The sequence below is a fragment of the Mesorhizobium quangtriensis genome (assembly GCF_040081925.1).
In the GTDB taxonomy this organism is placed as follows: Bacteria; Pseudomonadota; Alphaproteobacteria; order Rhizobiales; family Rhizobiaceae; genus Mesorhizobium_K; species Mesorhizobium_K quangtriensis.
This window is the reverse complement of the sequence record NZ_JBEBMF010000001.1, coordinates 1,633,961-1,658,775: the sequence shown is the minus strand read 5'-3', so window position 1 is coordinate 1,658,775 and position 24,815 is coordinate 1,633,961. Positions and strand designations below refer to the sequence as shown.

Below are 24,815 nucleotides of genomic sequence, written 5' to 3'. Positions count from 1 at the left end.
ATTCGACCCCGCGTGACTTTAGCAAATTTATCCGCCTGCAAAACCGCAATTCACGCAGCGGAAATGGACCTGTCTCGCGCCCGCCTCCCCTTTCGTCCCATAGACTCCCGCGCCAAGCTGTGCTTGCGTTTCCGGCAAAAGATGCCGCACCGGGAGGAACCACAGGGCGTGCAGGGCTTCGCAGTCATCCTCGTAGCGGTCGCCTATGTGACGCTGCTGTTCGTCATCGCCAGCCTGGGCGACCGCTGGTCGGCGCGGCGCGGGCCGGCGCGGACGCGGCCCTACATCTATGCCTTCAGCCTCGCGATCTACTGCACGTCCTGGACCTTCTTCGGCTCGGTCGGGCTCGCCAGCGAGCGCGGTCTCGAGTTCCTGGCCATCTATATCGGGCCCGTCCTGGTGTTTGTCTTCGGGTTCCCGTTGCTGAAGCGCATCATCGCGCTCGCCAAAGCCGAAAAGATCACCTCGATCGCCGACTTCCTGGGCGCCCGCTTCGGCAAGAGCTTCGCCGTCGCCTCGATCGCCACCCTGATCGCAGTCGTTGGCGCAGTGCCGTACATTGCCCTGCAACTGAAGGCCATCGCCGGCTCGGTCAGCCTGATGGTCGAGCACTATAACGGCGAGCCGCTCTCCTTCGACCCCTTCGTCAGCGATATCTCGCTCGTCATCGCCTTCCTGCTTGCGCTGTTCGCGGTTCTGTTCGGCACGCGCCACGCCGATGCGACCGAGCATCAGGACGGACTGGTGCTCGCGGTTGCCGTTGAGTCCGTCGTCAAGCTCGCCGCCTTCCTCGCTGTCGGCTTGCTCGTATTCTTCTTCCTCTTCGAAGGCCCGCAGGGGCTGTTCGACTCGATCGCCGCCAACGAGGCGGCTCAAGCGTCGCTCGACTACCGCACGTCGCTCGGCACCTGGCTGGTCATGACCATGCTCAGCGGTTTCGCCATCATCATGCTGCCGCGCCAGTTCTACGTCATGATCGTCGAGAACAGGGCGGAAAGCGAATTGCGCACCGCGACCTGGATCTTCCCGCTCTATCTGGTCGCCATCAACCTGTTCGTGCTGCCGGTGGCGCTGGCCGGCCTCGTCATGGTGGGCGACGCCACCAGCAGCGACCTCTACGTGCTGTCGCTGCCGCTCCTCAGCGGCCACGATATGCTGGCCATGGCGGCATTCATCGGCGGCCTGTCCGCAGCCACCGCGATGGTCATCGTGGCAAGCGTCGCGCTGTCGATCATGGTCTCGAACGACCTCATCATCCCGCTGTTCGTGCGCCGCCTGCTGAAGAGCCAGACAGCCGAGAACGGCGATTGGTCGACGCTCATCCTGAACATCCGCCGCGCCTCGATCTTCATCATCCTGTTCGCGGCCTTTTTCTACTATCGCGAAAGCACCAACAACACGCGTCTCGCCTCGATCGGGCTCATGTCGTTCGCTGCTATCGCACAGTTCGCGCCGTCCTTCTTCGGTGGTCTCGTCTGGCGCGGCGCGAACGCCCGGGGCGCGGCGCTCGGCATGACGGCCGGCATCGCAGTCTGGACCTATACGCTTCTGCTGCCTTCGCTCGCCGGGCCTGATTCCAGCATCATCCTCGACGGTCCGTTGGGCATAGACGCGCTGCGCCCGCAGGCGCTGTTCGGCACAGAGGCCGAGCCGCTCAACCACGGCGTCATGTGGAGCCTGTCGATCAACCTGATCTTCTTCGTGCTGGGATCGCTGTCGCGCGCCTCGGTGCCGCTGGAGCGCATCCAGGCGGCGATCTTCGTGCCGCGCGAGTCCGGGCCGATGCCGAGCCTGAAGCGCTTCCGCACCACGGTCACCGTCAACGACCTCAGGGAGACGATTTCGCGCTATCTCGGCGTCGAGCGCACCGAGCGCTCGTTCCAGTCCTTCGAGGCGAAGAACGGCCCGCTCAACGGCAGCGAGCAGGCCGGCATGGACGTCGTGCGCTTTTCCGAGCAACTGCTCGCCAGCGCCGTCGGCTCGTCGTCGGCGCGGCTGATCCTCTCGCTCTTGTTCAAGCGCGCCGACAGCGCGCCGCGCGACACGTTCCGTCTGCTCGACGACGCTACGGAAGCGCTGCAGCAGAACCGCGACCTGTTGCAGATCGCGCTCGACCAGATGGAACAGGGCATCACGGTCTTCGACCGCGATTTCCGTCTTACCTGCTGGAACCGGCAGTTTCGCATGCTTTTCGGCCTACCCGACGAGATGGGCCAGGTCGGCGTTTCGCTCGACCATGTGCTCCGCCATCTGGCGCAGCGCGGCGACATCGAAGCTGGCGAACAGGTCGCCATCCTCGACCGCATCACGACTTTCGGTACGCCCTGGCAACTGGAGCTCAAGACCAGCGGGCGCACGGTGGAACTGCGGTCCAACCCGATGCCCGACGGCGGCATCGTCGCCACCTACGCCGACATCACGCAACGTGTCGAAGCCGATCTTGCCCTGAAGCGCGCCAACGAATCGCTGGAGCAGCGCGTCGCCCGGCGCACCGCCGAACTGACGCGCGTCAACGAGGAACTGGCGCAGGCGCAGATGTTCGCCGAGGAGGCCAATCTCGGCAAGACCCGCTTCCTCGCCGCCGCCGGCCACGACATCCTGCAGCCTCTCAACGCTGCTCGCCTCTACTGTTCGTCACTCATCGAAAAGACCGGCGCGGGGCCGGTAGGCGACGCCGTGTCGAACATCGAGTCCTCGCTGGAATCTGTGGAGACGATCCTCGGCGCGGTGCTCGACATATCGCGGCTCGACGCAGGTGCGATGAAGCCCGACGAGACGGTATTCCGGCTCGACGGGCTGCTGCGCCAGATCGGCACCGACTTCCAGCCGCTGGCCGCCGAAAAGGCGCTGGAACTGACGATCGTGCCGTCGTCGCTCGCCGTGGAAACAGACCGCAACCTGCTGCGGCGGCTGATCCAGAACCTTGTCTCCAACGCCGTGAAATATACCCGCAGCGGCCGCATCCTCGTCGGCGTACGGCGGCGTGGCGAGCTTGCCGAAATCCAGGTCTTCGACACCGGCATCGGCATTCCGATCGACAAGCTGTCGTCGATCTTCGGCGAATTCTATCGGCTCGAGGAAGGGGCGCGCGAAGCGCAGGGGCTGGGGCTTGGCCTGTCCATCGTCGACCGCATCGCGCGCGTGCTGCGGCTGGAGCTGCAGGTCTATTCCGGCGATGGCAACGGTACGCGCTTCTCGGTCATCCTGCCGGTGACGGACGCAGCCCAACTGCCCGCGACGGTCGAGGCCAAGCCGCTGCTGACACCGGTCGGCGTCGCGCTGAACGGCATGACGGTGCTCTGCATCGACAATGATCTGCGCATACTCGAAGGCATGCGCCTGCTTTTCGAAGGATGGGGGTGCCGCGTGCTCACCCATTCGGGTTCGGCCTCGATCGCAGCCGACGACAAGCTCGAAACGCCAGATATCATCCTCGCCGACTATCATCTCGACGGCGAAACCGGCCTCGACCTCATCGCCAAACTGCGCGAACGCTTCGGCACGGCCGTACCCGCCGTGCTTGTCACTGCCGACCGCTCGAACGAGGTCCGTCAGGCAGCAGACCTCCTCGACGTGCCTGTCGTCAACAAGCCGCTGAAGCCGGCTGTCCTGCGCACGCTCGTCACGCGCATCCGCCGCATGACACCAGCAGCCGCTGAGTGAGCCTCAGGTCCCGGCCTGAACCGGATCGGAGCCGATGCGCGACAGCAGGATAACCGCCTGCGTGCGGCTGTCGACGCCGAGCTTGTGCAGGACGGCCGAGACATGCGCCTTGATCGTCGCCTCGGACACGCCAAGCTCATAGGCGATCTGCTTGTTCAGCAATCCCTCCGCCAGCATGCCGAGCACCCTCGTCTGCTGCGGCGTCAGAGATTGCAGGCGCTTGATCAGGTCGGAAATCTCGGGGTCGCGTTCGGTGCCGAGGTCTATGCCGGCGGGTGCGGTCACCCCGCCACCGAGCACCGTGTCGACCGCTTGGCGGATGTCCTCCATGCTCGCCGACTTGGAAATGAAGCCGGACGCGCCGAGTTCCAGGGCTCGGCGGATCGTTTCGGGGTCGTCATGCGCCGACACCACCACCAGCGGCACTGTCGCGTTCATGCCCCTGAGTGAGATCAGGCCGGACAGGCCCGAAGCGCCCGGCATGGCGAGGTCGAGCAGCACGAGGTCGACGTCTTCATTGCCCGCAATCGCTGCTTTCGCGCTTTCGAAATCGCCGGCTTCGAGGATCGTCGCGACGTCGCCCACGCCTGAAAGCGCCTGCTTGAGCGCGCCACGAAAGAGCGGGTGATCGTCAGCAATCACAACCTTGTAGCCAGACGACAAATACCCCTCCCGCGACGCCTCTTCGCTTATGTTCTTTGGCGCAGGACCGATTATGCGGTGACAGCAGGCATTTTCAAGCGGAATGCTTCTCTTTCCCGCGCTGCCTGCAATCGGTTTTTTGTCTCAGGTCCGGTTCGTTCCGGGCGGTATAGGTTTGCCGCCATCGCCCTCGAACTCCTTCACTATCGACATGAAGCTTCGGAAAAACCGCTCCATGTAACCCATCGTCCGGTTGAAATCCTCCTCCGTCGGCAGGCTCTGCTCGACCCGGGCAGCCAGCGAATTTTCGAGCTTGGCGACGCGTTCCTCCAGCGCCTTCACGCCGTCCAGCCTGGCACGAATATCCGCGATCTCAGTTTGCAGGCGCTCGACCTCGGTCTCCATCGCCCGGCGTTCATCCGCTGCGAGACGGCAAACCAGCTCTCCGGCTTTCTCCTCGCACATCGACATTTCGCCGGTCTGCGTATCCATGCGCACGTAGCCGCCCGGTGTCTTCTCCAGCCGGTATCGGTCCGCCTCGGCGCTCTGCGCGCCCGCGGCGAAAGGCATGAAAAGAACGGAACCGACAACAGCGGTAACCAAGGAGATCTTGCGCATCGCATCCTCCATTTTGTCGGCCCGCGCGGGTCGACCTTTGCCTTACGCTACCAGATTTTCCGGCCGGTTTGCGCCGAAATTGGGGACGCCGCCTGCCTCGCCGCTTCAATCGCGCCGCCTTTGGGCCTATAGGGCCTGCATGGCCGACATCATCTACAAGATCTGCACCGACGACCTCTGGCGGGAAGCCCTGCAGGCCGGCCGTTTCGACGGCGCGCCCATCGACCTTGCAGACGGCTACATCCATTTCTCGACCGCCGTACAGGTCAGGGAGACCGCCGCGAAACATTTCGCCGGCCAGAGCGGCCTCATGCTTCTGGCCATTCCGACGGACGCCCTCGGCGGCGCGTTGAAATGGGAGGTATCGCGCGGCGGCGCGCTCTTCCCGCATCTCTACGCCCCTCTCGACCCGACGTCGGTGCTCTGGACAAAGCCCCTGCCGCTCGGTGCCGATGGCGCCCACATCTTCCCGGACGATTTGCCATGATGCTTGACGTCTTCGAGAAGATCGGACGCCGGGCGCTGTTCTGCCTCGACCCGGAAACCGCGCATGGCCTGTCGATCCAAGCGCTCAAGGCAGGCGTGCCCGTCGCCCGTTCGCCCCACTACGACGAGCGGCTCAGGACTACCGTTGCCGGCGTCACCTTCGACAACCCGCTCGGCATGGCGGCCGGCTACGACAAGAACGCCGAAGCGCCTGACGCGCTGCTGGCGCTGGGCTTTGGCTTCACCGAGGTCGGCACCATCACGCCGCTCCCGCAGTCCGGCAATCCGAAGCCGCGCATCTTCCGGCTGCCAGAGGACCACGCCGTCATCAACCGGCTGGGCTTCAACAATCAGGGCCATGACGCCGCCGAGAAGCGCCTTGCGGCGCGGGCATGGCGCGCCGGCACGGTCGGTGTAAACATCGGCGCCAACAAGGACAGCGCCGACCGCATCCGGGATTACGAACTCGGCGTCGAGCGCTTCGCGCCGTTCGCATCCTATCTGACGGTCAACATCTCCTCGCCCAACACGCCCGGCCTGCGCGACATGCAGGCGCGCACTAGCCTGGCGGAGTTGCTGTTCCGAGTTGTCACCGTACGCGACGGAACCGTCCAGAAAGCCGGCCGCAAGGTGCCGATCTTCCTCAAGATCGCTCCAGACCTGCATGACGCCGACCTCGCCGACATAGCGGCAGAGGTTCTGGACAACAGGATCGAAGGTATCATCGTCTCGAACACGACGATTTCGCGCCCGGCGCTCACCGGCCGCGCTCGCATGCAGGCCGGCGGCCTCTCCGGCAAGCCGCTGTTCGAGCGCTCGACCACGGCGCTGGCGAAGATGCGCAAGCTGCTCGGTCCGCAAGTGACGCTCGTCGGCGTGGGTGGGGTAGAAAGCGTTGACACGGCACTGGAGAAGATTCGCGCCGGCGCCGACCTGGTGCAGCTCTACACGGGCATGATCTACGCCGGCCCGACGCTGCCCGGCCGCATCGTCAAGGGCTTTTCCAAGTACCTCCGCAGTGAGGGCCTGAAGTCCCTCGCCGAAATCCGGGACAGCAGGGTCGATCACTGGGCGGAGACGACGTATTAGAGCGAATTTCGTAGGCTGCGGTCACGGTAGATCGATGGGTACGATCTTGAAAACCGATTGCAGCGTCAGCCGAAGCCAGGCGCGCTTCGACAGAAGAGTTGCCTGCGCGAAAGGGCGATGGATCTCCCGCCAGATTTTCGCCGGAAATCTTGGCCGCACAGGGTCTGTCATGTCGGCAGTCATCTCTATCTGCGTCGGGAAACCGCGCCGGGTATGCAGGTCGAGACGCAAATCCTGGACGCAGAGCGCAGGATCGATCTGGTGGGCGGTGACAGGTTGCGACTTATCTCCTCTGTCAAAGAACAAGAGGCAATCCATTGGTTCACAGCAATTCTCGGTGAACTTCAGCAGCCTTTTCGCTGCCTCCAAAGAAAGAAAATAGCCTGCCGATCCCAATTGGCTGGATTTTACACGCCTGAGACGATGGCCAAACACCGACCTGTGGAAGAAAGAGAATTGTCCAGGCAAGCAGTCCGTTTCAGCTCGTATGAGGGCCGCTTCATGGGGACACCAGGACCAAGTTTTGACGAAGTCGGCAAAGTCGTCTGCCAGATGGATGTCGTCCTCGCAGACAAATGCCCACGGCTCTGCGGCCTCGACAATCAGCTGCCACACCTTCCTGTGGCTGAGAAAGCAGGCAATCTGACTTGGCGTCAGCGGCTTCCATATCTGGCTTCGCGACTGCCAATGCGCCGTTTCCGCCGCCGACAATTCCGCTGAGTCGACTGCGGGGACGCGGATCGGCTGCACGCCGAGGCGATGGAACTGCGCGTCCATATGGGCGCGTCTTTCCGACGCCCTGTCCAGATTGATCAAGTAGCAATTCATATGCGGAGATGGGCGCGCGGCCTTCACTTCCGCAGGCTGAACAGCCGAAGCAGGATGAAGGCTGGGATCACGATCGCCGCGCCGAGCAGGAAATAGCCGACAAAGCGATCGACCGCGCGGAATCCCATGTTCCAGAGGTCGACGAAGAAGTTCCTGATACCGTTTAGCACGTCCATCGGCGACCAGCCGAAGGCGCTCATGACGACACCTACCAGAAAGGAGATGACGATCAGCTTGATCAGGATGCGGAGCGGCGAGTCGCCGAGGAAACGGTCAAGTGACGACAAAGGTCATCCTCCTTCGGGAAGCCGCATCGAGATACGGATTCGGCTGGCCGCGTTCAAGTCACGGCCAGCCGAACGATTCATCATTTCACGAAAGGCTTCAGCACGTCGCGGGCGAGCAGGAAGCCGCGCTTTACGGCGTCGTCGCTGCCCTCGAAGCGGCGGTCCTCGTGTTCGATGATAACAGGCCCGTCATAGCCGGCACGATAGAGACCGGAGAAGAAGACGCTCCAGTCGACCTCGCCGAGGCCGGGCATCCGCGGAATCTGCCAGCCGATGCCGGCTGACATGATACCGCGCTCATAGAGCCCGTCACGATCGATCATCAAATCCTTCGCGTGCACGTGGAACATGTGGGGGCCAAATTCACGAACGAAGCGGCCCTGGTCGATCATCTGCCAGACGACATGCGAGGGGTCGTAGTTCATGCCGACCTCGCCCTTCCACTCCTCGATGATGCGCCGCCAGATGTAGGGCGAATAGGCGATGTTGTGCCCGCCCGGCCACTCGTCATAGCTGAAGATCATCGGGCAGTTCTCGAAGGCGAGTTTCACGCCGTGATCGCGGGCGAACGCGATAATGTCAGGCCAGACCTTCCGGGCCTCTTTCCAGTTTTCCTCGAGGTTCTGCGAAGCGTCGCCGCCGCAGAAGGTGTTGACGAGGCCGACACCCATTTTGCCGGCGCCTTCGATCACCTTCTTCAGGTGCTCAATGACGGCCTTGCGGTGCGCCTTGTCGGGATGCAGGGGGTTCGGATAGTAGCCGAGGGCGGATATATCCAGCCCCTTCTTCTTGAGCTTGGTGAAGATGGCCTTCCCCTGCGAAGCAGAGATCGACGCCACGTCGATGTGGCTGGTTCCGGCATAGCGGCGCGACGGCCCGGAGGTTTTCGGCCAGCAGGCGATCTCCAGCGCCTGGAAGCCTTCGGAACTCGCCCATTCGGCGACTTTGTCGAGCGGCGAATCTGCGAAAGGCGCGGTCAGCAATCCAAGTTTCAAGCGTATCTCCCTCCAAAAAAGCCCGCTGCGGACGCCCTCCTGCAACCGGGGCGCTTAGAGGCGACTTATCAGCCGGAAAGGCGCGAGCTGGCAAGCCCATCTGCCGCCGTGCCCCTTGCCGGAGCTATAGACCGCCCTATGTTCCACGGTTTTCCCGGAACATTTTTCGCAGCGCCGCGTTGTGTGTCTGCGTGGCGTCGTGGTTGCCGCGTGCAAGGTACAGGAGCACCCCGGTGACCAAGGAACCTGTCGACAGAGCGTTGGTCCGGGCCGCAATGCAGGCGGCTTATCTCGACCGCGACGAGGAACACGACCTCGCGGTACGCTGGAAAGAGAAGCAGGACCAGCAGGCGCTTCACCGCATGACGACCTCGCACATGCGCCTCGTCATCTCCATGGCGTCGAAATTCCGCTTCTACGGCCTGCCCATGGGCGATCTCATTCAGGAAGGCCACGTCGGTCTTCTAGAAGCGGCTGCCCGCTTCGACCCGGAGCGCGACGTGCGCTTCTCGACCTATGCCGGCTGGTGGATTCGCGCTTCCATCCAGGACTATGTGCTGCGCAACTGGTCGATCGTGCGCGGCGGCACGAGTTCTGCCCAGAAGGCGCTCTTCTTCAACCTGCGCCGCTTGCGGGCGCGGCTGGCGCAGGGACCGGGCATGCTCTCAAGCCTGGCCATACAGCGCGAGATCGCCGTCACGCTCGGCGTCTCGGAAAGCGACGTGGCGCTGATGGATTCCCGCCTCTCCGCGTCAGATACGTCGCTGAATGCCCCCGTCACCGAGGACGGCGGTTCTTCGGCTGAACGATCCGATTTTCTCGTCTCCGACGGGCCGTTACCCGACGAGATCGCGGAAGAGACGATCGACGTGGAACGTCGCGCCATCTGGCTAAAGGATGCGCTTCGCGTTCTCAACGACAGGGAAATGAAGATTATCGAGGAGCGCCGGCTCTCCGAGGAAGGCGCCACGCTCGAGGCGCTGGGCGAAACGCTCGGCATCTCCAAGGAACGCGTCCGCCAGATCGAGAACCGGGCGCTGGAAAAGCTGAAATCCGCACTGATCCGGCAGGGAACGGGATTCCTCGCCGCCTAGCCTCGCTGCCGCCTAGCCTAGCTATCCGAGACGATCTTGACCTTGTCGCCGGCCGAAACGGTTGCGCCCGGCGCCAGTGCGTTCAGCACTCTGAACAGCTCCAGCTTGCGATCGACGCCTACCATCGACGCCGCGATCGAGCCGACAGTCTGCCCCGGCTTCACAGTCACCACCCGGATACGCAGCGGCTTCAGCGAAGCCTTTTCCGCAGTCGTCAGCAGCCTGAAGCTACCGCCCACCGTCTGCGCCACCGCATCGAGCTGGTCGCTGTTGAGAGGCGCTGCCGTCAGCAGTCGGTAGACCTGTCCGGCAGCACGGATAACGGTGATATCGAACTTCCAGCCATCGGCCGCTGCCCTCGCACTCGCGGCTTCGTTGCCGTTAATCGTCAGTGTGCGAATGCTTGACGGATCGAGTCCAGCTACCCAGCCGGAGCGGATGTAGTCCGGCAACGCGGTGCGCGCGTTGAGCGCTACACCGTCGAAGCGCACCGCCAAATCCCCTGGGCCGGTCGCCGTGACGGCAGCAGCGCTGTTGTCTATTACAAAACCTTCAGGCACCGAGAAGGACACGCCGAGACGCGGATGCATGAATGTGTTTCCGCGCACATAACCTTCCTCCGGCGTATCGCCATAAAGCAGGCCATCTATACCCGCTAAGAAGGAATCGCGATCGCGGGCGCCCTGCCCCGGCTGCCCGAACTGGCGTGCATGGCGTTGCGCAAGTTCGATGCGCTGCGGGGCGTTCGGGTGGCTCGCGAGGAAGTCGAGGCTGGCGTCGGTCGCGCCGCTGACGGAGCGGAAATCGGTGTAGGCCGACATGGATTGCAGGAAACGCCCGGCAGCATAAGGATCATACCCCGCCTGTCCGCTGGTCTTGATGCCAAGACCATCGGCTTCCAACTCCTGGTTGCGGGAGAATTGCGCGAGCCTGAGTTTGCCGCGTAGCAACGCGACGTTGGCGTTTGGATTGTTTCCCAGAACATCCGTCACCACTTTGGTGGCCAGAACCTCCTCGGCTTCCTTCTGCTGGCGTTGCAGGCCGTGGTTGGCGGTGACATGCCCCATTTCGTGGGCGATTACGGCAGCTAGCTCGGACGAGTCATTGGCGAGGGCCAGCAGGCCGCGTGTGACATAGAGATAGCCGCCTGGAAGCGCGAAGGCATTAACGTTGGGCGAATTCAGGATCGTGATGCGATAGGCGGGGCCACCGGACACGGCCGTGAGGTTGCCGACGACCTTCGCCACCATCCGCTCAAGCTTGGGGTCGGAATATTCTCCGCCATAGGTCGCGAGAATGCGCGGATGCTGCGCCTTGGCCAGTTCGGCCAGCCGATCGTTGCGCGAAACCGAATCGACCGTCACCGGTGTTTCGGCCGGACGGAATGCCGATTCCTTTATCTCGCCGCTGGTCGACAGACCGGACAGAGCCTGGCACCCGGCTAGCGACGCCATCAGCCCCACGGTCGCGGCCAAACGCGCGGCGCGGTGCCGCGAGCGGGACGACCGCGACCTGGTCCCTTCTCGACTGGCTAACCCGAATTGCAGCACAACGTCCTTTCGATCAACAGCAAACACAGGCGTGCGCTGCTTCATCTCGCAACGCACCAATACCACACTATTGTCCGCAGAATGCGATTTGATCGTAAATTATGTCCGCTTGCGGGCAAAATTCGTGATCTCGTCTCCAATATAGTGCCTGAATTCCGCCGGGCCACCTTCCCCGAAAAATGTTTCGGTCCGGTCGGCCGCGACGACCGCGCCTTCCGCAAGGAAAACAATATGTTCCGCCACCCGTTGGGCATCTTCGGGCTGGTGGGTGACAAAAAGCACGGTCAGCGAACGCTCGGCCTGAACTTCCCGCAAGAGATCCAACATGTCGAGGCGGAGCGCCGGGCCCAGGGAACCGAACGGCTCGTCGAGCAGCAGAACCGGCCGGTTTCGCACCAAAACTCGGGCAAGCGCCACGCGCTGGCGTTCGCCTCCGGACAGTTCGCGCGGCAGCCGGCGTTCCTTTCCAGTGAGCCCTGTTCTCGAAAGTGCCGCCGCGATGACAGCGCTGTCCGCATCGGTAAGGCTCAATGAAGGAGAGCAGCCGAGGCCGACATTCTTCTCGACATCGAGATGCGCGAAAAGATTATTTTCCTGGAACATCATGGACACGGGACGCAGAGCGGGCGGAAGGCCGGTCACGTCTTCGTTACCGATGAGGATGCGACCGGAATCGGGCGTCTCGAAGCCGGCGACGAGATTGAGCAAAGTCGATTTGCCCGAGCCGCTCGCGCCCATCACTGCGCTGATCGTGCCGGCAGGAAAAACGACATCGAAACGCATAGGAGAGCTGCCGTAGCTGAAGTGCAGATCGTCCAGGCGCACATCCGTCCCGGCTTGCGGATCGATAGTCATGAAGCCCCCTTTGTGCCGAAACGATCCGCCAGGAAAATCAAAGCAAGGCAGAGTAGGCCGAGCAACAGGGCCAACCCTGCGGCGTCATCGGTGCGGTAGGAGCCCATCCTGGCGAGCAGCAGATAGGGCAATGTCTGCACCGCGTCGCTGCCGAACAAAGCGATCACGCCGAGGTCGCCCAGAGAAAGCGCCATCGCAAACGCGAGCCCTGTGGCGATCGGCCCGCGCAGCGCCGGCCAGTCTATCAGCCTCATCCGATTCCAGCCCAAGATCCCGAGTTGCGCGCATAGTCGATCATTGCGCTCGGCCGCCGCGTCGTAGGCCGGTCGGATGGCGCGAATGACGAAAGGCATCGCCATGACGGCGTTGACGAACACGACCATGGCCGGAGCCACGGAGAAAACAGCGCCAGTGTGCCGCAGGAGAATGAACCAGCCGGCTCCGATCACGATTGGCGGCACGACGAGGACGAAGCCTGCGCCCGTTCCAGCTACCGCTTCAAAGAACCTTGCAGGCTTGCCACGCTTGGCTGCGGATGCCCGACGAGCGGCGGCGAGCGAGAGCGCAACCATGACCGACAGCAGCGCCGACAGGACGGCGAGAACTATGCTCGTCGTCGTCGCCTGCCTGACGGCCGGTTCCGTGAGAAGGCGAGCGAAATCCGCTGAAAGGCCGGCAACCACAGTGGCTGCGATCGGCCCTGCGACGAATGCCAGCGCGAGCACGATAAAGACCGCGTTCAACGACCGCTCGGCGTATCCCGGCGCGATGAACTTGCGGCGGGTGACAGGAAGGTTCGCGTCAACGGCCGTGTCTGCGCCGAGCCGGGCAAGGACAAGCATCACCAGAACGGTCAGCGCCATCTGCAGCACAGTGAAGGTCACCGCGCGGGCCGGATCAAAGTCGAAGCGCAGCGCCTGATAGATCGCGACCTCGAGGGTCGTTGCCGCCGGGCCGCCACCGAGCGTCAGCACGATGGTGAAGGACGTCACGCAGAGCATGAAAACCAGACCTGCGGCGCCGGGCAGCGCATTGCGCATGGCGGGCCACTCTATCAAGCGAAACGTCGAAAGGGGCGTCATGCCGAGCTGGCTTGCCAGCCGCCATTGGTCTGATGGCACCGTATCGAGCGACCCAAGCAACAGTCGCGTTGCCAGAGGCAGGTTGAAGAAGACATGGGCCACGAGAATGCCCGAGAGACCGTAGATGCCTGGCCAGATTCCACCCGAAAGAGCAGACAACGGAGCGGCAAGAAGTCCTGCCCTTCCAAGCAGCGCCAGAATGCCCAATGCCGCGACAATTGCAGGCAGAGCGAGCGGTAGTGCGAACAACCGCAGGATAAAGGCGCGGCCACGGAAAACGGGGTGGCGCGACAGGGCGCGCGCCACGACTATCGCCGGAATAACGGACAGGACAGTCGACAGGACTGCCTGCCAAAGCGTGAACCAGACGATCCGGACTAGGTATGAATCGAAGGCGGCAAGCGCTCCGCCAAAATCACGGATACCTTCGAGCAGAAGGCCGAGGAACGCCCCACCGATCAATGCGGCAATACCGAAAAGCGCGATGGCTCCTGCCAGCAGGCGCCTGTCGCTCACTGTGACGGCAAGAAAACCATCGGCCTTTGCAGTTGGCTGAGTGTCCAGAGACATCCTCGGACTTTCCCTTGGGGACCCCTGATCGGTTCATCCGCGCGAACTGGCGGATGAATCGAACACTCAGGTCAGCGGCTCATCACCGCAAGCCATTCGTCGATCCAGGCCTTGCGATTTGCGGCAACCTCGTCAGCCGAAAAGAGCAGCGTCTTGGTCGGCTCGGGCAACTTGCCGAAGGCAGGGTTGAGCGGCTTGTCGGTCGCGCCGGCAGGCAGCATCCAGTTGGTCTCCGGGATGACATCCTGGAAGCCGGGACCGGTCATGAAGGTCAGGAACTTCGCCGCGAGCGGATTCTTCGCCCCCGTTGTCGTGATGCCGGCCACTTCGATCTGAAGGTAGTTGCCCCCTTCGAACGCAAGCGCCTTGTAGCGCTCCGTGTCCTCGGCGACCATGTGATAGGCGGGAGACGTCGTGTAGGAAAGGACCATCGGCGCCTCGCCCTTGGTGAAGAGGCCGTAGGCCTCGCTCCAACCCGGCGTCACCGTTAGAACGCGATTCTTGAGCTTTGCCCAGGCCTCAGGCGCATCCGCGCCATAGACCGACTTGACCCACAGCAGCATGCCGAGTCCCGGCGTCGACGTTCGCGGGTCCTGCAGCACGATCTTGTCGTTCGGGTCTCCTTCCACGAGTTCCCGGAAGCTCTTCGGTGGATTTGCGAGTTTTTCCGTGTCGTAGACAATCGCGAAGTGGGCGTAGTCGTAAGGCACGAACACATCGTCGCTCCAGCCACCCGGAACCTTGACCGAAGTCTGGTCTATGCCGGCCGGCACGAAAAGACCTGTCGCCTTGGCTTCGCTCGTCAGGTTGGTGTCGAGGCCGAGCACAATGTCCGCCTTCGTGGATTCGCCTTCCAGTTTAAGCCGGTTGAGGAGCGCCACGCCATCGGCGACCGCAACGAACTCAACGTCGCAGGAGCATTCCGCCTCGAACGCCTTCTCGACCTGCGGGCCCGGGCCCCATTCGGCTGTGAAGCTATCGTAGGTATAGATGGTGAGATTGTCCTGCGCCTGTGCGGGGAGGACAGAAAAAGCCGACGCGACTACTAGGAGAGATAGCAATTTTTTGCGCAAAAACGCCTCCTTCTTTGGTGTTGAACGGAAAGAAGGCGCCGGATTGTCCAGAGCGTCTAATCCCTCCGCCGGTGCTAACCGGATCAGGTTCAGCGGGTCGGCATTCGCCTCTCAGCCGGTCAAGCCGGCACCCCGTTAGAGCGATACGAGACATAGTGCCCAAGCCTTAGGCACGCAAGCTTTTCTTCGCTTCTGCGCAGCATTCCAGCTTCCATTTTCGACGTGCCGCGTGGTAAGGGCCACGGCATGAGCAGGTTCATCATTCTCCTTGGCGGAAAGCTGGTGCGCACGCCGCGCCTTGATGCCCAGGTGGCGGGTGCGCGCATCATCGCCGCCGACGCCGGGATGAACCACGCCAAGACGCTCGGCGTGACGCCTGAGCTCTGGGTTGGCGATTTCGATTCCGTGACGGACGAGATCGCCGCGGAATTTGCCCACGTGCCGCAGAGCCGCTACCCGCACGACAAGGACAACACCGACGGCGAACTGGCCGTGGCGGAAGCGCTCAATCGCGGTGCTACGTCCCTCGTGCTCGCCGGAGCCTTCGGCGGACGAGTGGACCATGCCTTCCTGCACTCGGCGCTGGCAATCCGCCGCGCCAAGGAGGGTCTGCCGGTCACACTCACCAGCGGGGACCAGGAAGCGCATCCCCTGCTGCCTGGCACGCGCGACTTCGACTTCGAGGACGGAACGGTGTTCAGCGTCCTCGGCTTTTCGCATCTGTCCGGCGTGACTGTAATGGGCGCTCGCTGGCCCCTTGACAGCGTCGAGATTCCCTTCGGCACCTCGCTGCCGCTGTCCAACGAGGTTCGCGGCGATCTGCGCATCTCGATCGGCGTCGGGCGCGCGATGCTGCTCGCCCATCCCTATCCGGGCGAGCACTACTAGTCGAACCATGGCACCTCCCATCCTGACGCTGGACGGCATCGTGCTGACCTTTGGCGGTACACCGCTTCTCGACGGCGCCGAGCTTTCGGCGTCAGCGGGTGATCGGATCGCTCTCGTCGGTCGCAACGGCTCCGGAAAATCGACGCTGCTGAAGATCGCCGCCGGACTGGTCGAGCCGCAGGATGGAACCGTCTTTCGTCAACCGTCGGCGACGATCCGGTATCTTCCGCAGGCGCCCGACATGGATGGGTTTTCCAACGTTCGCGCCTATGTCGAGGCCGGACTTGGTCCCGCCGACGACGCATACCGCGCCACCTACCTGCTTGAGCATCTCGGGCTGACCGGAGAGGAAAAGCCGGAAACGCTTTCCGGCGGAGAAGCCCGGCGCGCGGCGCTTGCGCGGGTCATGGCGCCCGAGCCCGACATACTGCTTCTGGACGAGCCCACCAACCATCTTGATCTCTCCGTGATCGAATGGCTGGAGGAGGAGCTTGTCAGATCTTCCTCGGCGCTGGTCGTCATTTCGCACGACCGTCGCTTCCTAGAACGCGTCAGCCGTTCGACGGTCTGGCTCGATCGGGGCCACACTCGACGCCTCGAAAAGGGTTTCGCGCATTTCGAGGAATGGCGGGATACTGTGCTCGAAGAGGAAGAGCGCGAACAGCACAAGCTTGGCCGGCAGATCGTGCGCGAGGAGCACTGGCTGCGCTATGGCGTGACCGCGCGACGCAAGCGCAACATGCGCCGTCTCGGCGAGTTGCAGGCGATGCGCCAGCGTTTCCGCGGCCATCAAGGCGCGGAAGGCGTCGCCAAGATGGCGGCGAGCGATGCGGCCGACTCCGGCAAGCTGGTCATTGAGGCGAAATCGATCTCCAAGAGCTTCGGCGACCTAACCGTCGTGAAGGATTTTTCGACCCGTATCCAGCGTGGCGACCGGATCGGTCTGGTCGGGCCGAATGGTGCGGGCAAGACGACGCTGCTGAAGATGCTCACCGGCGAACTCGAACCCGACGCGGGAACGGTGAGACTCGGCGTCAATCTGGAGATCGCAACCCTCGACCAGAAACGGACCGCCGTCGACCCCGAAGAGACGCTGGCGCATTTCCTGACGGACGGTCGCGGCGAGACGCTCGTCGTCAATGGCGAGGAACGGCACGTCGTCGCCTATATGAAGGACTTCCTGTTCAAGCCCGACTCCGCGCGGACGCCGGTCCGTGAGTTGTCCGGTGGCGAGCGGGCACGGCTTATCCTGGCGCGCGTCCTGTCGCGGCCCGCAAATCTTTTGGTGCTGGACGAGCCCACCAACGATCTGGACATGGAGACGCTTGAACTGTTGCAGGAACTGGTGGCGGGCTTCCCCGGTACGGTGCTGCTGGTCAGCCACGACCGCGATTTCCTCGACCGCACGGCAACCAGCGTAATCGTTCCTGACGGCGACGGCCGCTGGATCGAATATGCCGGCGGTTACTCCGACATGTTGGCGCAGCGCGGCGTCGGCAAGCTTGAGGACCGGAAGGCCGCCAAGGCAGCAGAAAGTTCGCCCAAGGTAGCTGCGACGCAGCCGAAAGCGTCGGCGAAGAAGCTCTCTTTCAAGCAGAAGTTCGCGCTGGAAAGCCTGCCCGGCAGGATGGAGGCCGTATCAACTTCCATCTCGGCGCTGGAGAACCAGCTTGCTGATCCGTCATTCTACGACAAGAACCCGGCTTCCTTCGCCAAGACCATCGCGGCGCTTGAAAAAGAGCGCCAGACACTCGCCTCAATGGAGGAAGAGTGGCTGGAACTCGAAATGCTGCGCGAGGAGCTTGAGGGTTAGCCTTTAAGATCAGCCCGGCGCAGTCGTCGTGGCACCTTCGGCTCCGGCAGCGGCGGACCACGCCTTCAGCGCCTCATCGAACACCTGGTCGCCGGGAACGCCCTTTTCCATCGTGAAGAGCGCACGCCGGCCGGTCTTGTAGACGACCGGAATGTCGATCCAGCTCTGGCGGCGGAGCAGCGTCAGGTTTGCATCCTCCTCCGCCTTGCTGTCATTCAGCGCCACGAGGAAGAAACCGTCGGCGATCTTGGCGGGAATGCCGATCAACGGATTTCCGGCTTCCTGCTCGGAGCCTTTCATCGCGACGCGCAGGATGTTTTCAACGCCGCCGCCCGGGAAATTGTCCGGCATCAGAAAGATCATTTCGATGATGTGGCTGGCGGGCAGCGACTGGTCGGCATTACGCTTGATCGTCATGCGCAGGCGGACATCCTTGCCGGGGATGGTTGCTTCCGCCCGGATCGCAGGCTCCGGCGGCAAGCCGTTTCCGGGCGATTCCTGCACCAGCGACCAGACCGTCTGACCCGGCTCCGCGGAACCTTCCGACGCGCTGGTGCGCTCTTCGTAGAAGATTGCCTTCTGCGCCACGGCGAGCGGAGAATCCGCAGCAGGCGCCGTCGTGCCGGCTCCGGGGATCGGTTCCTGCGCAGCAGGCGAGGCTGGGTCCGTGGTCGACATCGGCGGGTTGATGCCCGGAGGCTGCGTCAGCCCGGCGACGGAGGTGCCCTCGCCCACGGTAGCGCCGCCATTCGCGGGGCCTGGGTCGGTTTCGGTGCCCTCGGGCGTCAGCCGCTGCGTGTATTTAGGCGTTTCGGTCGTTTCCACCGGAGGAGGCGTGGTGTCGGTGTCCGCCACCGCGGGGGCATCCGTCCCGGAAGCGTCCGTCGTTGTTGTTCCGTCGCCCAGTCCCAATAGGCTTCCGAACGCATCGCGGTTCAGCCATACGCCGTAGCCACCTCCGGCGATAACTGCCAGAAGCACTGCAGCCATCAACAACGGCCCGAAGCCACGCTTGCGCGCAGGTTCCGCCTGCCGGCGAGCATATTGTTGCGGCGCATCGTCAACGTCGAGACCCAGTGTCTCCGGCGGCGGCGCCGGCGTGCGCCGAGCAGCTTGTGGCGTCGGCTGGAGCTGAGGTGCTGCCTGGCGCGGGGACGGCGCTGGTTGACGTGGCGGTGGCGGTGGAACTTCCGTCTGCCTTGCCGCCGGCATCGCAGGGCGCGGCGCTTGTGCTGCTGGCCTCGGCGGCGGGGCGGCAGGGCGAGCGGTCACAGGAGCAGCTGGCCGGTCCAGAACCTTCGGCTGCGGATTCTTAAGCGACGCGAAGACATCCTCGAGCTCGGAAAGCGGATCGGAGCTGGCGGCATACTCCTTCTCAATCGACTTGATGGCGTCTTCGAGCGCCCGGCGCTGACGATCGGCGACGCTTGGCGGCGGAGGTGGATTGATCGCGGCGAGCTTGGCGGCCACCGTCTGGCGCGCCTTCTCATAGACGCGCTGACGGGCGGCGGGCGTGGTTTCGCCCATGCCATCAAGCGTCTTCTTCAGGACCGCTACAAAGTCTGCCATTCCATTCGACCTATGAGCCGGGGTTCCAACACTATGGTTAAGTCTTTGACCACATTATGCCGGAGAGCCCATTAACTAATCTTGAAACGGGTCTGTCACAAGTATTGTGTCGTCCCGTTCGGGGCTTGTTGAGAGAAGTGCGACCGGCGCGCCGATCAGTTCTTCGATATGGCGGACGTATTTTACCGCCTGTGCAGGCAGGTCGTTCCAGCTGCGCGCGCCGGCTGTCGTGCCCTTCCAGCCTTCCATCACCTCATATACGGGCTCGACGCGCGCCTGCGCGCCCTGGCTCGCCGGCAGATAGTCGATAAGCTCGCCATCCAGCCTGTAGCCGGTGCAGACCTTGATCTCGTCCAGCCCGTCCAGAACGTCGAGCTTCGTCAGCGCGATGCCCTTGATGCCGTTGACCGCGACCGCCTGCCTGACCAGAACGGCGTCGAACCAGCCGCAGCGCCGCTTCCGGCCAGTGACGGTGCCGAACTCGTGGCCGCGCGTGCCAAGGAACTCGCCGACCTCATTGTCCTGCTCGGTCGGGAACGGCCCTTCACCGACGCGCGTCGTGTAGGCCTTCGTTATGCCGAGCACGTAGTCGATCGCGCCGGGACCAACGCCGGAACCGGCCGCCGCCTGCCCGGCAACCGTGTTGGATGAGGTGACGAAGGGATAGGTCCCGTGGTCGATATCGAGCAGCGTGCCCTGTGCGCCCTCGAAAAGAATGCGCTTGCCGGAACGCCTGTAGTCGTCGAGCACCTTCCAGACCCGGTCCATATAGGGCAGCACCTTGTCCGCGACCGACGTCAGTTCGTCCAGGACGGACTTCGGATCGAGCTCGGCTTCGCCAAGCCCGCGCCGCAACGGGTTATGATGCGCTAGAAGCCTGTCGACCTTGGCGGGAAGTGTTTCCGTATCGGCGAGGTCCATGATCCGTATCGCACGGCGTCCGACCCTGTCCTCGTAGGCAGGTCCGATGCCGCGTCCTGTCGTACCGATCTTGGTGCCCTTGGCCGCCTTAGCCTCGCGCATCCTGTCAAGCTCCCCATGCAGGGACAGGATTAGCGCGGTGTTTTCGGCTATTTTCAGGCGTTCCGGTGTCACTTCCACGCCCTGGGCGAGGAGTTTTTGGAGCTCGGCGACGAATGCATGCGGATCGAAGACGACGCCATTACCGATGATCGAGAGCTTGCCCGGGCGCACCACGCCGGACGGCAGCAGGGACAATTTGTAGACCTTGCCGTCGATGACGAGCGTATGGCCGGCGTTGTGTCCGCCCTGAAACCGCACCACCACATCGGCCCGCTCTGAAAGCCAGTCGACGATCTTGCCCTTGCCTTCGTCACCCCACTGCGAGCCGACGACCACCACGTTGGCCATAGTCCATTCCTTCAATAAGCACGAAACGCGTCGCTATCCCGCCAGCGACAGGCCTCTATAGCGGCAAGGCACCTTTTGCGCGACAATTCTTTGACGGTCAGACGCCTCTGGGCACAACAAGTCTGGCGGCACACGCGCTTCCGTTGCCGAAGCGTCGCCTCAGATCAGGCCGGATCGCGCCAGATCCCGCATCAGGTGGCTGGCGCCGTAGCTCCAGGGCATGCAATCCGGGGACAGCCGGACCCGATTGACGAGCGCGCCGAGCTCGTCGGTAGAGATCGTGACGATATCTCCGATGTGATGCGTAAAGCCCTTGCCGGCTTCGCCGCGATCCTTCACAGGCGCAAACATGGTGCCGAGATAGAGCACGAACCCGTCAGGATACTGGTGATGCGGGCCGACCGCCGCCGAAACCAGCTCTTCGGGCGAGCGGCTTATCTCGGCCATCGAGCTTGCGCCATCCAGAACGAAACCGTCCTCCCCTTCGACTCTCAAAGCGATGACGGCAGACTTGACGTCGTCCAGCGAGAACGAGCGGTCGAACAGACGGATGAATGGCCCGAGCGATGCCGAGGCATTGTTGTCCTTGGCCTTGCCGAGCAGCAGGGCGGAGCGGCCTTCGACGTCGCGCAGGTTGACGTCGTTGCCGAGCGTGGCGCCGACAATGCGGCCCGCGCTCGACGCGACCACCGCTACCTCGGGCTCAGGATTGTTCCAGGTCGAGACCGGATGCAGGCCGACATCAGAGCCGAAACCGACCGAACCCATGGGCTGGCACTTAGTGAACACTTCGGCATCCGGACCGATGCCGACCTCGAGATATTGCGACCAAACACCCCGCTCGATCAGCTTTGCCTTCACGGCCATGGCCTCGTCGGAGCCAGGCTTCAGCTTCGAAAGATCATATCCGATCAGGGAGGCGATATCGGCCCGGATCGCCTCGGCTTTTTCGATGGACCCCCGCGCCTGTTCCTCGATGACGCGCTCCAGCAGGGAGACGACGAAGGTCACGCCCGCCGCCTTCACGGCCTGCAGGTCGATCGGCGAGAGGAGATAAGGCTTCTTCGGATCGCGCGTCGCAGCAAAGCTGTTGGCAGCGATGTCGGCCAAAGTGCCGACCGGTTTGCCACTGGCAGCCGCGACGAATGCCGCGGGGTCGGTCTGTTCGCAGATATCGCGCGATGTAGGCGCAGCCTTCGACGTGATGTCGACCACGCTGCCGTCGCGTACCGTCACCACGGCAGGATGGCTCCAGCCTTCGGCAAACGCCCGCCCGAGAAACACGCCGTCGTCCGGCAAGCGGATTGCGTCTGTGGCCATGCCTGCTTCCTCCCGATTCGCTTCGTGTTCTGAAAGCAAGCTTTCCGGGTCGAGGTCAAGCCGCCCCGACCCGCATAGGCTTAAATCATCCCCACGTCGAACTGCAGCCGTTTCGCGGAATCAATGGCAGTGTGCGCGCGCACCTGGGCCAGCACATTCTCGGGGAACGGCGCGTCGAGATAGAGCAGCGCGATCGCGTCGCCGCCCGGCCGGTTGCGGCCAAGCTGGAAGTTCGCGATGTTGACGCCGTTCTGGCCGCATACTGTTCCAAGCAGACCGATGATGCCCGGCGCATCCGCGTTGGTCGTGTAGAGCATATGCTGGCCGACCTCGGCGTCGAGGTTGATGCCCTTGATCTGGATAAAGCGCGGCTTGCCGTCCGAGAAGCAGGTGCCCGCGATGGTGCGGGTCATGCTGGGTGTCGTCACTTTCAGCATGATGTAGCCGTCGAAGACGCCGGACTTGTCGCGCTTGACCTCCGAGACGATGATGCCGCGCTCCTTCACCATGATCGGCGCGGACACCATGTTGACGTCGGCGACCTGCGGCCGGATCAGTCCGGCGAGCGCCGCGCTGATCAGCGCGCGCGTGTTCATCTGCGCCGTCGCGCCATCGAACACGATCTCGACTTCGGTGATCGGCTCGTCGGTGACCTGGCCGACAAATGCGCCGAGCACCTCTGCGAGCTTGACGAAGGGCTTCAGGCGCGGCGCTTCCTCGGCCGTGATCGAAGGCATGTTGATGGCGTTGGAGACGGCGCCCTTGATCAGATAATCGGCCATCTGCTCGGCGACCTGAAGCGCCACGTTCTCCTGCGCCTCGCTGGTAGCGGCACCCAGATGGGGCGTGGCGACGACATTCTCCAGCTCGAAGAAGGGGCTTTCCTTCGCAGGCTCGACCTCGAACACGTCGAGCGCCGCGCCAGCGACCTTGCCCTCCTTCAATGCCGCCGCGAGATCGGCCTCCACGATCAACCCACCGCGCGCGCAGTTGATGATGTAGACGCCCTTCTTCATCTTGCCGATCGTATCGGCATTGATGATGTTCTTCGTCTTTTCCGTCATCGGCGTATGCAGCGTGATGAAGTCCGCACGCGACAGAAGTTCGTCCAGTTCCACCTTCTCGACGCCGAGTTCGGAGGCGCGCGATTCCGACAGGAACGGGTCGAAGGCGACGACGTGCATCCTCAACCCAACGCCGCGCGTCGCCACGATCGAGCCGATGTTGCCGCAGCCGATGATGCCCAGCGTCTTGCCAGTGATCTCGGTGCCCATGAAACGGTTCTTCTCCCACTTGCCGGCCTTGGTCGACGCATTCGCCTCGGGCAGTTGGCGGGCAAGCGCGAACATCATCGCGATGGCGTGTTCGGCGGTCGTGATCGAATTGCCGAAAGGCGTGTTCATCACGATGATGCCCTTGCGCGACGCCGCCGGTATGTCGACGTTGTCGACGCCGATGCCGGCGCGGCCGATCACCTTGAGATTGGTTGCCGCATTGATCAGCTTCTCGGTGACCTTTGTGGCCGAGCGGATGGCGAGACCGTCATATTGGCCGATGATCTCGAGCATCTTGTCCTTGTCGGGACCGACGTCCGGCAGATAGTCAACTTCGACGCCGCGATCCTTGAAAATCTGAACGGCGGTGGGCGATAGTTTGTCAGAAACGAGTACGCGTGGCATGGCATATATCCTTGCATTTGCTGCGGAAAGCAGCCGGATCGGAAAATAATGGGAGGGCTAGGCGGCGGCCTTGAGCGAGGCCTTCTGGGTTTCGAAAGCCCAGTCGAGCCAGGGCAGAAGCGCCTCGACGTCGGACGTCTCGACAGTCGCGCCGCACCAGATGCGCAAACCGGGAGGCGCATCGCGGTAGCCAGCGATGTCGTAGGCAACCTTCTCGGTCTCCAGCAGCGCGACGAAACCCTTCACGAATGCCTGCTGGCCGGCATCGTCGAGGTTGGCGACATCAGGATCGGCAAAGGTCAGGCAAACCGACGTGTTCGAACGGATATCCTCCGACACCGCCAGGAACTCGACGGCCGACGTCTTCGAGACCCAGTCGGAGATGACTTTCGTGTTGGCGTCGGCGCGCGCGATGAGCGCGTCCAGCCCGCCGATCGACTTCGCCCAGTTCAGCGCATCGATGTAGTCCTCGACGCAGAGCATGGACGGCGTGTTGATTGTCTCGCCCTTGAAGATGCCTTCGATCAGCTTGCCGTTGGAGGTCAGGCGGAAAATCTTGGGAAGCGGCCAGGCCGGCTTGTAGCTCTCGAGACGCGCGACGGCACGCGGGCTGAGGATCAGCATGCCGTGCCCACCCTCGCCGCCCAAAGCCTTCTGCCACGAGAACGTAACCACATCCAGCTTGGCAAAATCGAGGTCCTGCGCGAAGGCGGCCGAAGTGGCGTCGCAAATGGTCAGGCCCTTGCGGTCTGCGGGGATGAAGTCGGAGTTCGGGACGCGTACGCCCGATGTGGTGCCGTTCCAGGTGAAGACCACATCGCGGTCGAAATCGATCTGGCCGAGAGCCGGCAACGCGCCATAGGGCGCCTTGATCGTGCGCGTGTCCGCGAGCTTGAGCTGCTTCACCACGTCGGTGACCCAACCCTCTCCGAAGCTCTCCCAGGCGAGCATGTCGACGCCCCGTTCGCCAAGCAGCGACCACAGCGCCATCTCGACGGCGCCGGTGTCGGAAGCCGGCACAATGCCGATGCGATAGCCTGCGGGAACGCGAAGGACTTCGCGGGTGAGCTCAATCGCCTGTTCGAGCTTGGTCTTGCCGATCTTGGCGCGGTGCGAACGGCCGAGTGCGGCGTCCTTCAACGCGTCCGGCGACCAACCGGGACGTTTTGCGCAAGGTCCTGAAGAGAAATTGGGGGTTGCCGGACGGAGTCCGGGCTTGGTGACGGTCGTCATCGTGGCTATCCTTCCAGATAGTAAAGCCTCTCGTTGGGGAGAGGTGTCCCACGGGCGGCGATATTCTTTCGCCCCGACGCCGTCAAGAGGATTGTTTTCGTCGCAGGGGG

At 63.2% G+C, this 24,815-nt stretch carries 20 protein-coding genes and 1 riboswitch; of the genes, 6 read left to right on the top strand and 14 right to left on the bottom strand.

Annotation, left to right across the window (positions count from 1 at the left end; all coding sequences use genetic code 11):
• Positions 1 to 168: 168 nt before the first annotated feature.
• A complete protein-coding gene (locus tag ABMA32_RS08075) occupies positions 169 to 3,663 on the top strand; it encodes a hybrid sensor histidine kinase/response regulator (RefSeq protein ID WP_349013183.1) in 3,495 nt (1,164 codons plus the stop codon).
• A gap of 3 nt (positions 3,664 to 3,666) precedes the next feature.
• On the opposite strand, the gene ABMA32_RS08070 is transcribed toward ABMA32_RS08075, so the two are convergent.
• Positions 3,667 to 4,326 carry a response regulator transcription factor gene (locus ABMA32_RS08070; RefSeq protein ID WP_349013182.1) on the bottom strand — a complete coding sequence of 220 codons (660 nt, stop codon included), beginning with the start codon at positions 4,324 to 4,326 and terminating at the stop codon, positions 3,667 to 3,669.
• A gap of 123 nt (positions 4,327 to 4,449) precedes the next feature.
• Complete coding sequence (locus ABMA32_RS08065; RefSeq protein WP_425475503.1) at positions 4,450 to 4,914, bottom strand: hypothetical protein; 465 nt, start codon at positions 4,912 to 4,914, stop codon at positions 4,450 to 4,452.
• 148 nt (positions 4,915 to 5,062) lie between these two features.
• Here ABMA32_RS08065 and ABMA32_RS08060 point away from each other — a divergent pair, with 148 nt between their 5' ends.
• Both ABMA32_RS08060 and ABMA32_RS08055 read left to right on the top strand, forming a co-directional pair.
• Positions 5,063 to 5,410 (top strand): DUF952 domain-containing protein, encoded by a 348-nt coding sequence (locus tag ABMA32_RS08060; RefSeq protein ID WP_349013180.1) that lies wholly within the window; start codon positions 5,063 to 5,065, stop codon positions 5,408 to 5,410.
• Positions 5,407 to 6,498, top strand: a complete 1,092-nt coding sequence (locus ABMA32_RS08055; RefSeq protein WP_349013179.1) for a quinone-dependent dihydroorotate dehydrogenase — start codon at positions 5,407 to 5,409, stop codon at positions 6,496 to 6,498. The genes ABMA32_RS08060 and ABMA32_RS08055 overlap by 4 nt, the downstream gene beginning before the upstream one ends.
• A 21-nt stretch (positions 6,499 to 6,519) precedes the next feature.
• On the opposite strand, the gene ABMA32_RS08050 is transcribed toward ABMA32_RS08055, so the two are convergent.
• The 3 genes from ABMA32_RS08050 to ABMA32_RS08040 all read right to left on the bottom strand — a co-directional run bounded on the left by ABMA32_RS08050 (position 6,520) and on the right by ABMA32_RS08040 (position 8,608).
• A complete protein-coding gene (locus ABMA32_RS08050; protein ID WP_349013178.1) occupies positions 6,520 to 7,314 on the bottom strand; it encodes a glycosyltransferase family 25 protein in 795 nt (264 codons plus the stop codon).
• A gap of 35 nt (positions 7,315 to 7,349) precedes the next feature.
• Positions 7,350 to 7,613 carry a DUF6460 domain-containing protein gene (locus tag ABMA32_RS08045; protein ID WP_349013177.1) on the bottom strand — a complete coding sequence of 88 codons (264 nt, stop codon included), beginning with the start codon at positions 7,611 to 7,613 and terminating at the stop codon, positions 7,350 to 7,352.
• Between the two features lie 80 nt (positions 7,614 to 7,693).
• Positions 7,694 to 8,608 (bottom strand): sugar phosphate isomerase/epimerase family protein, encoded by a 915-nt coding sequence (locus ABMA32_RS08040; protein WP_349013176.1) that lies wholly within the window; start codon positions 8,606 to 8,608, stop codon positions 7,694 to 7,696.
• Between the two features lie 233 nt (positions 8,609 to 8,841).
• Here ABMA32_RS08040 and ABMA32_RS08035 point away from each other — a divergent pair, with 233 nt between their 5' ends.
• Positions 8,842 to 9,702: an RNA polymerase factor sigma-32 gene (locus ABMA32_RS08035; RefSeq protein WP_349013175.1), complete on the top strand. Its 861-nt coding sequence runs from the start codon at positions 8,842 to 8,844 to the stop codon at positions 9,700 to 9,702.
• 17 nt (positions 9,703 to 9,719) lie between these two features.
• Here the strand turns inward: ABMA32_RS08035 and ABMA32_RS08030 are convergent, their stop codons facing one another.
• The 4 genes from ABMA32_RS08030 to thiB all read right to left on the bottom strand — a co-directional run bounded on the left by ABMA32_RS08030 (position 9,720) and on the right by thiB (position 14,832).
• Positions 9,720 to 11,156: a M48 family metalloprotease gene (locus ABMA32_RS08030; protein ID WP_349013174.1), complete on the bottom strand. Its 1,437-nt coding sequence runs from the start codon at positions 11,154 to 11,156 to the stop codon at positions 9,720 to 9,722.
• Positions 11,157 to 11,351: 195 nt separating this feature from the next.
• The gene (thiQ, locus tag ABMA32_RS08025; RefSeq protein ID WP_349013173.1) at positions 11,352 to 12,107 is read right to left on the bottom strand and encodes a thiamine ABC transporter ATP-binding protein; all 756 of its coding nucleotides are present in this window, start codon (positions 12,105 to 12,107) and stop codon (positions 11,352 to 11,354) included.
• Complete coding sequence (gene thiP, locus ABMA32_RS08020; RefSeq protein WP_349013172.1) at positions 12,104 to 13,759, bottom strand: thiamine/thiamine pyrophosphate ABC transporter permease; 1,656 nt, start codon at positions 13,757 to 13,759, stop codon at positions 12,104 to 12,106. The genes thiQ and thiP overlap by 4 nt, the downstream gene beginning before the upstream one ends.
• Positions 13,760 to 13,830: 71 nt before the next feature.
• Entirely contained in the window at positions 13,831 to 14,832 is a 1,002-nt protein-coding gene (gene thiB / locus ABMA32_RS08015; RefSeq protein WP_349013171.1) for a thiamine ABC transporter substrate binding subunit, read from the bottom strand.
• A gap of 43 nt (positions 14,833 to 14,875) precedes the next feature.
• Positions 14,876 to 14,977, bottom strand: a riboswitch (TPP riboswitch).
• Positions 14,978 to 15,078: 101 nt separating this feature from the next.
• Here thiB and ABMA32_RS08010 point away from each other — a divergent pair.
• Together ABMA32_RS08010 and ABMA32_RS08005 are read left to right on the top strand one after the other, a co-directional pair.
• Positions 15,079 to 15,720 (top strand): thiamine diphosphokinase, encoded by a 642-nt coding sequence (locus ABMA32_RS08010; RefSeq protein ID WP_349013170.1) that lies wholly within the window; start codon positions 15,079 to 15,081, stop codon positions 15,718 to 15,720.
• Positions 15,721 to 15,727: 7 nt separating this feature from the next.
• Positions 15,728 to 17,533 carry an ABC-F family ATP-binding cassette domain-containing protein gene (locus ABMA32_RS08005; protein WP_349013169.1) on the top strand — a complete coding sequence of 602 codons (1,806 nt, stop codon included), beginning with the start codon at positions 15,728 to 15,730 and terminating at the stop codon, positions 17,531 to 17,533.
• Positions 17,534 to 17,542: 9 nt separating this feature from the next.
• Here the strand turns inward: ABMA32_RS08005 and ABMA32_RS08000 are convergent, their stop codons facing one another.
• The 5 genes from ABMA32_RS08000 to ABMA32_RS07980 all read right to left on the bottom strand — a co-directional run bounded on the left by ABMA32_RS08000 (position 17,543) and on the right by ABMA32_RS07980 (position 24,705).
• Positions 17,543 to 19,102: a hypothetical protein gene (locus ABMA32_RS08000; RefSeq protein WP_349013168.1), complete on the bottom strand. Its 1,560-nt coding sequence runs from the start codon at positions 19,100 to 19,102 to the stop codon at positions 17,543 to 17,545.
• 75 nt (positions 19,103 to 19,177) lie between these two features.
• Positions 19,178 to 20,473 carry an adenylosuccinate synthase gene (locus ABMA32_RS07995; protein WP_349013167.1) on the bottom strand — a complete coding sequence of 432 codons (1,296 nt, stop codon included), beginning with the start codon at positions 20,471 to 20,473 and terminating at the stop codon, positions 19,178 to 19,180.
• 159 nt (positions 20,474 to 20,632) lie between these two features.
• Positions 20,633 to 21,793: a fumarylacetoacetate hydrolase family protein gene (locus tag ABMA32_RS07990; RefSeq protein ID WP_349013166.1), complete on the bottom strand. Its 1,161-nt coding sequence runs from the start codon at positions 21,791 to 21,793 to the stop codon at positions 20,633 to 20,635.
• Between the two features lie 80 nt (positions 21,794 to 21,873).
• Positions 21,874 to 23,472: a phosphoglycerate dehydrogenase gene (gene serA, locus ABMA32_RS07985; protein ID WP_349013165.1), complete on the bottom strand. Its 1,599-nt coding sequence runs from the start codon at positions 23,470 to 23,472 to the stop codon at positions 21,874 to 21,876.
• A 57-nt stretch (positions 23,473 to 23,529) separates the two neighbouring features.
• The gene (locus ABMA32_RS07980; RefSeq protein WP_349013164.1) at positions 23,530 to 24,705 is read right to left on the bottom strand and encodes a phosphoserine transaminase; all 1,176 of its coding nucleotides are present in this window, start codon (positions 24,703 to 24,705) and stop codon (positions 23,530 to 23,532) included.
• Between the last annotated feature and the right edge of the window lie 110 nt (positions 24,706 to 24,815).

What these genes read in the sequence shown, in the direction of transcription:
- ABMA32_RS07990 (WP_349013166.1), bottom strand. Translation starts at nt 21,793, where the DNA reads ATGGCCACAGACGCAATCCGCTTGCCGGACGACGGCGTGTTTCTCGGG.
- ABMA32_RS07980 (WP_349013164.1), bottom strand. Translation starts at nt 24,705, where the DNA reads ATGACGACCGTCACCAAGCCCGGACTCCGTCCGGCAACCCCCAATTTC.
- ABMA32_RS08010 (WP_349013170.1), top strand. Translation starts at nt 15,079, where the DNA reads ATGAGCAGGTTCATCATTCTCCTTGGCGGAAAGCTGGTGCGCACGCCG.
- serA (WP_349013165.1), bottom strand. Translation starts at nt 23,472, where the DNA reads ATGCCACGCGTACTCGTTTCTGACAAACTATCGCCCACCGCCGTTCAG.
- thiP (WP_349013172.1), bottom strand. Translation starts at nt 13,759, where the DNA reads ATGTCTCTGGACACTCAGCCAACTGCAAAGGCCGATGGTTTTCTTGCC.
- ABMA32_RS08000 (WP_349013168.1), bottom strand. Translation starts at nt 19,102, where the DNA reads ATGGCAGACTTTGTAGCGGTCCTGAAGAAGACGCTTGATGGCATGGGC.
- ABMA32_RS08005 (WP_349013169.1), top strand. Translation starts at nt 15,728, where the DNA reads ATGGCACCTCCCATCCTGACGCTGGACGGCATCGTGCTGACCTTTGGC.
- ABMA32_RS08030 (WP_349013174.1), bottom strand. Translation starts at nt 11,156, where the DNA reads ATGGCGTCGCTAGCCGGGTGCCAGGCTCTGTCCGGTCTGTCGACCAGC.
- thiQ (WP_349013173.1), bottom strand. Translation starts at nt 12,107, where the DNA reads ATGACTATCGATCCGCAAGCCGGGACGGATGTGCGCCTGGACGATCTG.
- ABMA32_RS08055 (WP_349013179.1), top strand. Translation starts at nt 5,407, where the DNA reads ATGATGCTTGACGTCTTCGAGAAGATCGGACGCCGGGCGCTGTTCTGC.
- ABMA32_RS08060 (WP_349013180.1), top strand. Translation starts at nt 5,063, where the DNA reads ATGGCCGACATCATCTACAAGATCTGCACCGACGACCTCTGGCGGGAA.
- ABMA32_RS07995 (WP_349013167.1), bottom strand. Translation starts at nt 20,473, where the DNA reads ATGGCCAACGTGGTGGTCGTCGGCTCGCAGTGGGGTGACGAAGGCAAG.